Annotated in this window: 5 protein-coding genes; all 5 read right to left on the reverse strand. The window is 40.5% G+C overall.

The genetic code is table 11. From position 1 onward, the window contains the following. Positions 1 to 212 precede the first annotated feature (212 nt). Positions 213 to 734 (reverse strand): tetratricopeptide repeat protein, encoded by a 522-nt coding sequence (locus tag AC1D0K_RS30635; protein ID WP_295712998.1) that lies wholly within the window; start codon positions 732 to 734, stop codon positions 213 to 215. A 588-nt stretch (positions 735 to 1322) separates the two neighbouring features. Next, entirely contained in the window at positions 1323 to 1571 is a 249-nt protein-coding gene (locus AC1D0K_RS30640) for a hypothetical protein (protein ID WP_477395274.1), read from the reverse strand. 34 nt (positions 1572 to 1605) lie between these two features. Then, positions 1606 to 2355 carry an ABC transporter ATP-binding protein gene (locus AC1D0K_RS30645; RefSeq protein ID WP_477395276.1) on the reverse strand — a complete coding sequence of 250 codons (750 nt, stop codon included), beginning with the start codon at positions 2353 to 2355 and terminating at the stop codon, positions 1606 to 1608. Continuing rightward, positions 2352 to 3221, reverse strand: coding sequence for an ABC transporter permease (locus AC1D0K_RS30650; protein ID WP_477395278.1), 870 nt, complete (start codon positions 3219 to 3221; stop codon positions 2352 to 2354). The genes AC1D0K_RS30645 and AC1D0K_RS30650 overlap by 4 nt, the downstream gene beginning before the upstream one ends. Before the next feature lie 60 nt (positions 3222 to 3281). After that, positions 3282 to 4256 (reverse strand): ABC transporter substrate-binding protein, encoded by a 975-nt coding sequence (locus tag AC1D0K_RS30655; protein ID WP_477395280.1) that lies wholly within the window; start codon positions 4254 to 4256, stop codon positions 3282 to 3284. Between the last annotated feature and the right edge of the window lie 425 nt (positions 4257 to 4681).

Below are 4681 nucleotides of genomic sequence, written 5' to 3' on the forward strand. Positions count from 1 at the left end.
AAGGCTAAAGGCTAAAGGCTAAAGGCTAAAGGCTAAAGGCTAAAGGCTAAAGGCTAAAGGCTAAAGGCTAAAGGCTAAAGGCTAAAGGCTAAAGGCTAAAGGCTAAAGGCTAAAGGCTAAAGGCTAAAAAAATAGCGATGGTTTTACCATCGCTATTTTTTTAGTTAATTTCCAGAAAAGCTTTCCGCTTTAAGCCTTACGCTTTCTGCTTTTTACTCCGTAATATGATAAGTGTAGGCCAGCGTATGTTCCATTTTTGAGCGCACACGTTTTAGGCTTTGTTCAATATCTGCTCTTTCTTCATTTACCGTAACATCCATAAATGCTTTATGGTAGTAGGTTAAAGCATTTGTCCATTGCTTGTTTTTTTCATAGAATAAGCCAAGCAAATCGTAAATACCGGCGGTATCTACTCCGGGCGTATTAAGGGCTTTGACAGATACGGTGTTTACCAGTTTTTCCATATTTAAAAAAACAAGCAGATCAAGGTAATCTGTATAATTATCAGGAAAAGATGGTTCAAGCTCCATACAGGTTTTAAAGTGATAGCCTGCGGTTTGGTAATCTTTAATTTCGTAATAATATATCATGCCCAGCTGGTGGTGTGCACGTGCGTATAAAGGATCATTGCTGATGATCTCGTTCAGTAACTTAAGTCCTTTAGTAGTTTTTCCATAGGAGAGCTTATCCACGGCCTGCAAATACTTTTCCTCTATAGTATAATAAGTGTCCATAAATTTGTTATGTGATAAAATGCCTGCTTAACGCAAACTAATTGAATAAATAATGATGTAATAAATTCTGTCGGTGTAATTAAGTTATTTCGCTAAACCGGACTTGAGAAGAGTATTATTGATGCATAACCCTTCTGCTGTGCTCCCTTGGACCACATTGTTTTTTCGCAGAATGAATATTTTAACAGCATCATTTATTTTTTTACAAATTTACAATTAATGTTGGAGAATGCAAAATGTGAGGCTGATGATGACATTGCAGAGAACTTTGGCAAAAACCAAGCCCCCTATAAATTTAAATTTTTATAGAGCCGTAGGCTCGAAAGATCTTATAGCAACGGATTTAATCCGTTGGATTGTAAATGAATTAAAAAAGAGTGCCGTAGGCACGGCGCATTTTGTTTTTAATGGGCTACCTGCGTTTCTTGCATGCTAAATAACCTTTAGCATGCTTAACACATAGGCCGAACCTATGGTTCTTTTTATGCGCTGCTTCTTTTTCAACGGATTAAAATCCGTTGTTACAATATTAGCCGTGGCTATGCCACTCTGCGGCAACTTTTTTAAACAAAGGTAATATCCAGATCTTTAAGCCGCTATAGCCGCGTTAACCTTAGTACCTTCTATCAAAAAATTATTTTTCAGTTCTCTTTCTGATACAATTACGCTAAAATCATTGTACTTAACGCCGTGTTCCAGCGGGTAAAGGGTATAGCCTCTTTTCAGGGCGTCATACGTTCCAAGCTCGAAAATTTCGTCTTGCTGCTTTCCTTTTATTTTCGCGCCGCTTACTAACTGGTAAGCGTCGGATATAGTTTCAAAATTATTGTTTTTCATGGTATTGATTCCATTACAATTATTTTGCCAATTTTTAACCAAACCAATTGAAAAGGTCATTTTGCTTTAGGGCAGCCTTTTGTTTTTGATTTAAATCATTGATGATCAAGCCCTCACTCATTTGTATTATTCTTGTTCCATAATTATAGGCGTCTTTTAAATTATGGGTAATGAGTATTGCAGTCAGTTTAAAATCGGCTATCAGTTTATCAGCCGTCCGCATCACCACCTCTGCAGATCGTGGATCAAGCGCGGCAGTGGGTTCATCCAATAGTAAAACTTTGCAGCTATCCATCACACTCATCAAAAGCGTTAATGCCTGGCGCTGTCCGCCTGATAGTGTACCCATTGGTTGTTCAATCTTATTCTCCAGCCCCATACCCAGTGTAGCAATCTTGTCTTTTACCCCCTGCTTAAACCTATCATCTATGCCAATGGAAAGTCCTTTGGGTTTTGTGCGGATAGCTGCCAGCCGGAAATTATCAAGAATACTCAGATCAGATGCCGTGCCGCTCATTGGATTTTGAAAAACACGGGCTATCCACTGGCTGCGCTTATGATCGGCAAGCCTGGTCACATCGTTATCATCTATAATGATAGTCCCTTTATCCGGTTTCACGCTGCCTGCTACCAGGTTCAACAATGTAGTTTTACCTGAGCCGTTTGAGCCTACGATCACCAAAAATTCCTCATTTTTAATATTCAGGCTGATGCCATTTACCGCGTTTACCTGGTTAGCCTTACCCTTGTTAAAAACTTTATGAACATCATTAATAACTATCATGAGGCTTTGTTGAATGATAAACGGGGTAAACTAACGATGAGCAATACAAAAGCAGCGGTAACCAGTTTAAGCAGGTTAGGATCAACACCGATGGCTAATGTAAGGGCAAGTACCATTTGAAATATTACCGCGCCGGTAAGCACCAAAATTAAACTGAGCCACACCTTAGTAATGCGAAACCAGTTGATAAGCGTTTCGGCTATGATGACCGAGCCCAATCCAACAATCACTATTCCTATCCCCATGCTGATATCGGCAAAACCCTGAAACTGTACTATCAAATATCCACTCAATGCAGTAAGCGCGTTAGCCAGCGCAAGCCCGGTGATCTTCATCCTATCGGTATTTACGCCAAGGGCACGAATCATGGACTCGCTGTTGCCCGTAGCCCTCATGGCTATGCCGAAATCTGTTTTGAGCAGGTAGCCAATTAAAAAAGTAACCACCACTACAAAAATTGATATAATGATCAGTGTATTCTGATTAGGATCAGCTATCAGGTGCAGGTTGTTAAACAATGAGGGCAGGTTGCTTACCGGTAAATTTGATCGCCCTAAAACAATCAGGTTAACAGAGTAAAGCCCCGTCATGACCAGGATACCGGCCAGCAGGGCATTTATTTTAAGCTTGGTATGGATTAGTCCGGTTAACGCGCCTGCCAATGCACCCGCGATAATAACCACAGGTAAAATAACCCAGGTAGATTGATGGTGAGTGAGCATAATACCGGTAACCGCGCCACCCAGTGTATAACTTCCGTCGGTTGTAATATCAGGAATGTTAAATATTTTCATAGAGATATAAATACCCAGCGCAATGGCCGAATAACATAGTCCCTGTAATAAGGCGGTAAGGTAAAAATCCATATTTGAAAGCCGAAAGCCTAAGTATCTTAAAATCGATATCGTGTATATATTATTTGTGATTTATTTAACAGCCTCGAAATTTGATGGGATAGTAATATTGTACTTTTTGGCAGCGGCAGCGTTATAAACCCTCTTCCTAACTTTTACCATCTCCCACTTTAAACCATCCGTTTTATGCGTTTTTAAATATTGGGCCGCTTGCTCACCTGCCTGGTATCCCCATTGGTAAATATCCGCGCCAAAAGCGGCAACTGCACCACGCTGTACCAAACCGGCCTCGCTGGTAAATATGGGCACATTTTTTTCATTGCAGCTTTTCAATATCGTCTCGAACGAGGCGAATACGGTATTATCCGGGTTAGCAAAAAATGCATCTATATTTTTGCTCAACAGGCTTTGTGTAACCAGTTGTGCATCGGCAGATGTATTTACAGGAAGGGCAACAATGGTAACATTCTGATTGGCAGCCAAAGTCTTAATACGGTCAACGGCATCTGCCGATTGCGGCTCCGCCTGGTTATAAATCATCCCCACCACAAGTTTTGCACCTTTTGGTTTTACTAATTTAGGGATGATAGAAAACGAAGTATCAATATAGTTCAACTCTTCCAATGCGCCAAACAGGTTAACCGGGGCTTTACCACTGGCATCAAGTACCTTCATCCGCCCGGGCACGGGCGATACCATGGCAAAATCGGGAATGGTTTTAGTATTTTGCAAAGCAGTTACTGTGGCCAGTGTAGTACAGGTGGCCAACAGATCAACCTTTTCTGATATAAAATAATTTACAATTTGTGTCAGCGTAGGGATATTGCCCTGAGCGTTGCGGTATTCTATTTGTACCGTTTTCTTTTCTTCGCTAAATCCATTCTTTTTTAGGGCATCGATAAAACCTATACGGGCCTGGGATATGGTAGCATCTTCAAAAGCATCAACAAAACCAACAACAGGCACATCAACAGCCCTGGGCTTTGGCTTGCACGATACCATTAAAACCAATAAAAACGCAGCGGGTATATATTTGAAAAACTTCATTGTACTAAGTTATATATTTGAGGTGAAAGGTAAAAGTTTTCTTAAATCGTCATCGCCAGTAACAAAATTTTTCCAAATTATGAGCTGGAAATGACGTTACTGAATGGCAGCGAGTCGACTCACCCCGACATCGCTGCGCTTGTCACCCCTCTCTCCGCTTCGCGCATAGAGGGGGCTTGAAAATTTTCCCGACCCTCTTTCCACCGCAGGTGAAGAGAGATTCTGTGTTAATTATCAAATAATTTTTAATTTTGTTTACTTAAGGCGGCTTTATGTCAGCCTGTTTAGGGCGGTATAACTTCGTGTTTTATTCGCCCTAACTCTTTTTATACTGCTGCTGCATTTGTTTTTTGTAAGTATGCTTTATCATATTTCTTTTCTGTTGTCCAGATCGTATAAATCATTTCCAGTATTTTTCTTTGTAC

It is taken from the genome of Mucilaginibacter sp. P1_A3 (assembly GCF_056406855.1).

What these genes read in the sequence shown, in the direction of transcription:
- AC1D0K_RS30650 (WP_477395278.1), bottom strand. Translation starts at nt 3,221, where the DNA reads ATGGATTTTTACCTTACCGCCTTATTACAGGGACTATGTTATTCGGCC.
- AC1D0K_RS30635 (WP_295712998.1), bottom strand. Translation starts at nt 734, where the DNA reads ATGGACACTTATTATACTATAGAGGAAAAGTATTTGCAGGCCGTGGAT.
- AC1D0K_RS30645 (WP_477395276.1), bottom strand. Translation starts at nt 2,355, where the DNA reads ATGATAGTTATTAATGATGTTCATAAAGTTTTTAACAAGGGTAAGGCT.
- AC1D0K_RS30655 (WP_477395280.1), bottom strand. Translation starts at nt 4,256, where the DNA reads ATGAAGTTTTTCAAATATATACCCGCTGCGTTTTTATTGGTTTTAATG.
- AC1D0K_RS30640 (WP_477395274.1), bottom strand. Translation starts at nt 1,571, where the DNA reads ATGAAAAACAATAATTTTGAAACTATATCCGACGCTTACCAGTTAGTA.